General features: G+C 36.1%; 5 protein-coding genes. 3 read left to right on the plus strand and 2 right to left on the minus strand.

Going from position 1 to position 4,833, the window contains the following annotated elements:
* Positions 1-281 precede the first annotated feature (281 nt).
* Together F6K13_RS18495 and pdxA are read right to left on the minus strand one after the other, a co-directional pair.
* Complete coding sequence (locus F6K13_RS18495; protein WP_124154995.1) at positions 282-1,076, minus strand: hypothetical protein; 795 nt, start codon at positions 1,074-1,076, stop codon at positions 282-284.
* Positions 1,077-1,306: 230 nt separating this feature from the next.
* The gene (gene pdxA / locus F6K13_RS18500; RefSeq protein WP_287287964.1) at positions 1,307-2,374 is read right to left on the minus strand and encodes a 4-hydroxythreonine-4-phosphate dehydrogenase PdxA; all 1,068 of its coding nucleotides are present in this window, start codon (positions 2,372-2,374) and stop codon (positions 1,307-1,309) included.
* Positions 2,375-2,471: 97 nt separating this feature from the next.
* Here pdxA and petM point away from each other — a divergent pair, with 97 nt between their 5' ends.
* The 3 genes from petM (at position 2,472) to F6K13_RS18515 (ending at position 4,758) form a co-directional block, all read left to right on the plus strand.
* Complete coding sequence (gene petM, locus F6K13_RS18505; RefSeq protein ID WP_063823346.1) at positions 2,472-2,573, plus strand: cytochrome b6-f complex subunit PetM; 102 nt, start codon at positions 2,472-2,474, stop codon at positions 2,571-2,573.
* A 256-nt stretch (positions 2,574-2,829) separates the two neighbouring features.
* Positions 2,830-3,807, plus strand: coding sequence for an SDR family oxidoreductase (locus F6K13_RS18510; RefSeq protein WP_124146142.1), 978 nt, complete (start codon positions 2,830-2,832; stop codon positions 3,805-3,807).
* Positions 3,808-3,840: 33 nt separating this feature from the next.
* The gene (locus tag F6K13_RS18515) at positions 3,841-4,758 is read left to right on the plus strand and encodes an NAD(+) kinase (RefSeq protein ID WP_124146143.1); all 918 of its coding nucleotides are present in this window, start codon (positions 3,841-3,843) and stop codon (positions 4,756-4,758) included.
* The last annotated feature ends 75 nt before the right edge of the window (positions 4,759-4,833 follow it).

Raw genomic sequence — 4,833 nt, forward strand, 5'->3', positions numbered from 1 at the left:
TAATTTATTTCACTCAAAATACCCCAGTTAAAAGTAATCCCTATAGCTATTTTATAAGGAACATTTACTCAGAAGAAAAACTCCTATTTTCATTGATTCAATAATTTACTTATTCCATACAGTTCAGGACTACTTTTAACATTAATAATCTCCTCAAAAACAACCTTTTATTTTTTCAGCATTAAATTACATTGAAGGATAAAAAAATTAAACTCTTAATTGATGCTGTTAACCCTGACATTGATAGATTAGGTAATCTGCTAATAACCAAAAACAAATTCTTATTCCATCTCTGAATCTGAATGAAATATAGTTAATTCTTGACCAAAAGACTCTCCAATTAATTTGTAAATTTCTCTTAAATCCTCATCTTTAAACGACTTAATCAATTTTTCTGCAGCCTTTTTAGGATTTTTAGGAACTACTACCCAAAGTTCTTGATTCAACTTACCTTCTGGCTGTTGCTCTAACCAATTTTTAACCGCATTTTTTCCTGATTCAGTAATTTGATAAAAACCTCTCCCACTACTTTTTGATTGTTCTAACCATCCTAAATGTTCCCATCGTTTTCTCCATAATTGAGCAGTGCTATGAGCATAATCCAAAATCTCTCCTATTTTCGGTGCATTTAAAGCTTGATTATCCGGGCAAGCTTCCACAAGTTTAGAGAATTTATGAAAATAATTTGATGGATTTCCTAAATCTTTGACCGGGTCTTCCGATGTATCAACTGTTTTTGTTCCAGTTGATTCTAACCTGCTAATTAATTCTTCAATTTCTTTAGCTTCACAACCTAATCCATAAGGTGGTTGAGCACGACATAATTCTTCATAGCTATTAAATGGTTTTCCTTGCTCATCAAGTAATTGTTGATAAGCAGCAGGCTGTTTCATTAATTCACGCCATGCTTTTAATTGTTCCTCATTAACAACTACATCTTTTTTCAGAACAGATTGTAGCTTTAACTTAATAGCAAGTGCCCATTGGGGTGTGCCAGGAGTTGTGCTAATTCCTCCTGCTTTTCCTAAAGTTTCATAATCCATTTTTCCCTGGATACCAAAGGATATAGTTTTCAAAGGTTTCTCAAATAAATTTTGATTTTTTTACCATTTTCTTGTTTGTTAACTCATGCCTTAATAGGATTATTTTAGGGTAAGAATTTTTTCTTCTCACCCCTGAGAGCTAACTAAAATTATATTAGTAGGTATATTTGCTTGACAATAAAATTTGTCAGCTTTTTTGTACCTCTTATTTGTATATTTTAGATTGTAGATTCACTAAGTCAACTATTGCAGAGACAATTCTATTAATAACTTCTTTGTAATATCAGTTCTTTAGCTAACTTTATTGCTGCTTTCATACTCGTTGCATCAGCAATACCCTGACCAGCAATATCAAAAGCTGTACCATGGTCGGGAGAGGTACGAACAAATGGTAAACCAATAGTAGTATTCACTGCTAAATCAAAAGCCATTAGCTTGACTGGAATTAAACCTTGGTCATGATATAACGCTAAATAAGCATCATAAGTTTTAGCTGGTAAACCTAGCCAAGCTTGACCTGGTTTTACCCACATAGTATCCGGTGGCACTGGCCCATCTAACTGTATATCTGGTCGGCGATCGCGTTGTTTGTCCAACCAAGGAATCAGCCAATTTTGCTCTTCTGTTCCTAATTGTCCATTTTCTCCGCTATGAGGATTTAAACCAGCCACAGCAATTTTTGGCCGAGAAATCCCAAAATCTTTTTGTAAACTTTCTATAAGCAATTCTAATTTCCAACTCAGCAACTCTGGCGTTAAAGCTTTTGGAACTTGACATAATGGTATATGTGTGGTAGCTAAAAGAGAGCGGAGTACAAAATTACTGTGGGGCGATCGCGCAAAAAATAGCATCCCAAATTTTTTTACTCCTGCTTTTTCTGCTAAAAGTTCAGTTTGACCAGGGTATTTATGACCAGCCATCTGCCAGCAAGTTTTGGAAATAGGAGCAGTAACAATACCTTGAAATTTTCCAGCTAAAGTCTGAGCAATAGCTGTTTCCATGAAACAAAAGCTAGCTTCCCCACTCACAGCATTACCTTTGCCGGGAAATATATTTTCTAATTTTCCATTAAACTCTACATCTAAAATTTTTAAATTTTCCCATTTGACAAGTAATTGTTGCGATTGAGTTTTTTTCGAGAGTTGAGATAGTTTTTGATAGGTTTGTTGCAAAATGCGATGACTGCCTATAATTGTCAAGTCACAATTTTCTGTAACAGTAGGGTCTGCTAAAGCCTTAAGAATTATTTCTGGTCCTATGCCCCCAGGATCTCCAATTGTCAATCCTAAACGAGGATTTGTATTTTCTATTTCTGTTGCTGATATTTTCATATTTATTCCGCTGAAGAATACTTATGACTTTAGTCTGGGGAGAAGTCAAAATGTCTTAAAATATATATCACAAATTACATAGGAGTATTTTAAGAATATGAGTGGTGAGATTTTCAATGCAGCTATTTTGTCTTTTTCTGTGATTCTGATTGGTTTAGCAGGAGGTTTCCTATTACTTAAATTACAAGGAGGCGAATAATCAAATTTCCCGGTCTTTAAAGTAGTACGATCGCTTAACTGACTGACATTTTGCTATAGGAGCATTTCCTCATTAATTTTTTCTAGTGGGGAATGCCTATGGTGGTATTTACTTTCTATGGATCTTATGGTATCTTAAATAGATTAATAAAAATATAAGCTAAAACATATTTAACTCAAAATATTAAGTTTTGTAAAAAAATGAGATAATTTTGATAAAGTGATAAAGAATCTTTAATATAATCAATAAACTGTTTATGAAACTATTAATCGTAGGGGCTACTGGTACTCTTGGTAGACAAATAGTGCGTTGTGCCCTAAACGAAGGTTATGAAGTACGCTGCTTAATCAGAAGCTACAGTAGAGCATCTTTTTTAAAAGAGTGGGGGGCTGAACTAATAGGAGGAAATCTCTGTAAGCCTAAAACTCTACTACCAGCTTTGGAAGGAGTTGATGCAGTGATTGATGCTGCAACTGCGAGACCAACAGACTCTCTGAGTATTAAACAGGTAGACTGGGAAGGAAAAGTATCACTGATTCAAGCTCTAGTGGCTAAAGGTGTAGAACGTTTTATATTTTTCTCCTTTTTAAATGCAGAGAAATATCCCCAAGTCCCTCTCCTAGAAATTAAGCGATGTACAGAACTTTTTATTGCTGAATCTGGCTTAAAATACACGATCTTAAAACCTTGTGGTTTTTTACAGGGATTAATTGGCCAGTATGCAGTGCCAATTTTAGATAAGCAAGCAGTTTGGGTTCCCGGTCAAGGAACAGCGATTGCATATATGGATACTCAAGATATTGCTAAGTTTGCTGTCCGTAGTATTTCAGTTCCCGAAACAGAAAATCAAAGCTTTCCGGTAGTAGGTCCCCGTGCTTGGGATGCTAGTGAAATTATTCGGATGTGTGAAAGACTGTCTGGAGAAAAAGCAAAAGTAACCCGTACCAATATTAACTTATTGCGTATATTTCGTCAGCTTACTAGGTCATTTCAATGGGGTTGGAATGTCTCGGATAGACTAGCTTTTGCAGAAGTATTAGCCAACAGTCAACCTTTAACAGCTTCAATGGATGATGTTTATCCTGTATTTGGCATTAATCCTGAAGAAATAACCACACTAGAATCTTATTTGCAAGAATACTATAGTCGGATTATGAAAAAGTTGAAGGAAATAGAGTACGAGCAAGCAAAATTAGGAAAATCAACTTCCAAGAATAAACCTTTCTTTTTCTAAAGTTTCTAACCACCCTGAACTAGATTTTTTCGAGTGTCAAAAATAGGAATCATTTATAACGATGCCAAACCAATAGCTTGTCGCATAACTAATGAGTTAAAAGACAAGCTTACAGCTTATGGCTATGATATTCACATCAATAATGGATCGGGAGGAATCTTAGGTTATCCCAGCCTAGAACATCCTTTATGTCATACTTCTATAGACCAATTAGTTCCCTCTGGCTTTACCAAAGACATGACTTTTGCTGTAGTCCTAGGAGGGGATGGTACAGTCTTATCTGCATTTCGTCAAGTAGCACCTTGCCATATTCCACTATTGACCGTCAATACAGGTCACATGGGTTTCTTGACTGAGACTTTTGTCAATCAGTTATATCCAGCTATTGAACAGGTATTAGCAGGAGACTATGAAGTAGAAGAAAGGACAATGCTAGAAGTACGTCTGTTCCGAGATAATGAGTTATTATGGGAAGCCCTTTGTTTAAATGAAATGGTTTTACATCGGGAACCTATGACCTGTATGTGCCATTTTGAGATCCAAATTGGTCGGCACGCTCCTATAGATATTGCGGCAGACGGTATTATTATTTCTACTCCGACTGGTTCTACTGCTTATTCTTTATCGGCAGGTGGCCCTGTTGTGACTCCGGGAGTTCCCGTTTTGGAGCTTTCACCTATTTGTCCCCATTCTCTAGCATCCCGTGCTTTGGTTTTTGCTGATACTGAACCAGTAACTGTTTTTCCTGCTAGTCCAAATCGTATGATGATGATTGTAGATGGTAATGGAGGATGTTATGTCTTGCCAGAGGACCGAGTACGAGTGAAACAATCACATTATAAAGCACGTTTCATTCGACTTAAGCCACCAGAGTTTTTCCATGTTCTGCGCGAGAAATTGGGATGGGGACTACCGCACATTGCCAAGCCAACTTCTGTTGAATTACCTTAAATTATTCTGGTGGTTATTTTTAAAAATTTTCACTGCTAGTGCCGCTACCCGGAAGTTAAAAGTCATGCATTTAAA

The organism is Okeania sp. SIO2B9 (assembly GCF_010672505.1).
Lineage (GTDB): Bacteria > Cyanobacteriota > Cyanobacteriia > Cyanobacteriales > Microcoleaceae > Okeania > Okeania hirsuta.

Bases quoted from the DNA above. Each gene is read 5' to 3' on its own strand.
- F6K13_RS18510 (WP_124146142.1), top strand. From the start codon at position 2,830: ATGAAACTATTAATCGTAGGGGCTACTGGTACTCTTGGTAGACAAATA.
- petM (WP_063823346.1), top strand. From the start codon at position 2,472: ATGAGTGGTGAGATTTTCAATGCAGCTATTTTGTCTTTTTCTGTGATT.
- pdxA (WP_287287964.1), bottom strand. From the start codon at position 2,374: ATGAAAATATCAGCAACAGAAATAGAAAATACAAATCCTCGTTTAGGA.